General features: G+C 33.9%; 2 protein-coding genes. Both read right to left on the reverse strand.

Annotated features, from left to right (window positions below; translation table 11 throughout):
* Positions 1-475 (reverse strand): cytochrome-c peroxidase (locus AC3WVG_RS12085; RefSeq protein ID WP_488798368.1); only part of this gene is annotated, 475 nt, incomplete at its 3' end.
* 80 nt (positions 476-555) lie between these two features.
* The coding region (locus AC3WVG_RS12090; protein ID WP_488798369.1) for a cytochrome D1 domain-containing protein at positions 556-1,199 on the reverse strand (644 nt) is incomplete at its 5' end.

Here is a 1,199-nt window from a genome sequence, read left to right on the forward strand (position 1 = left end):
TCTCAAAAGGTGCTTGTACAGGACCTCCTGCTTGTTCCTCAACATCTTTAGCACGTCCATTCCAAAACTGAGATTTTGCAAGTGCTGCATTAAGTACTGTTGGAGAATTTAAATGAAAAGGATTCTTTTGCCCTAAATACCCTATCGCAGTAGGTACATCATCATCTCCACCCTCTTTTAAGTTATGACACGAAGCACATGAAATTGTTTTATCTTGTGAAAGTAAGGTATCGAAAAAGAGTTTTTTCCCTAAAGCTATTTTCTCTCTGCTCATAGGGTTATCTTTTGTATCTACTTCCTTGAGTAAGGCATCATAGTCTTTAGGTACAGGTAACATATTTCGTGAAAGTGCAGCTTCTCTTAACGCTTTATCTGTATAGACTTTTGTACTTTTATCAGGAAGCATAAAAGGTAAAGAGATAATAAGTGTCACCACATAAAATGTAATCATAACTGGATGTAAAAAACCTTTCATAATACGCTCCTTTTATTCATAATAACTAAAAAATAAAATCCTAAAATCAAGTATAAAGCAGGACTTGCACTTATTGACTCTCATCCCCTCTGATAAATGAAAATACCTGAAGGATGTTTAATATTAAAAATTTCACGCTCCAAATACCACTCTTTGGTATTAATGACATTGACCTTATTTTGGTCACGTTTGTCACCTTGTCCATTCACTGAGACATACAAATATTCATCTATATTAGACCAACGAAGATGAAGTACTTTACCTTTAAAGGTAAAAGTTTCCATAATTTTTAACGTTTTTGTATCGATTATCTCAATAGTAGGAAAATCTTTACCTGAAAAGGTCACAGCCAAATACTTCTTATCTGGACTAAGTGAAGTAAAGACAGGTAAACCTTGTGTCTCTATGTTTTTAATGAAGTTAAATTTTGTGTCATATACCATCACTGCATTGTCACCCACAGCGGGGATAAAAGTTCTATCTTTACTGAGTGACCAAAAACCAAAATGGGGAATTTTAAGTACAGGTTTATTGTCTTTGGCTGTGACTTTTATCTCTGTAAATTTCATCTCATCTAGATCTATAACACCAAAAGATTTTGAAAGAAAAAACCCTACGATATACGTGTTGTCTTTTATCATGGCATCAAAAGGCATCTTCCCTACTCCAAATTCTTTGAAGGGTTGAAAGTTTGGTAAACCTTTGCCTGCATTTACATTTTTAA

This window comes from Desulfovulcanus sp. (genome assembly GCF_982781345.1).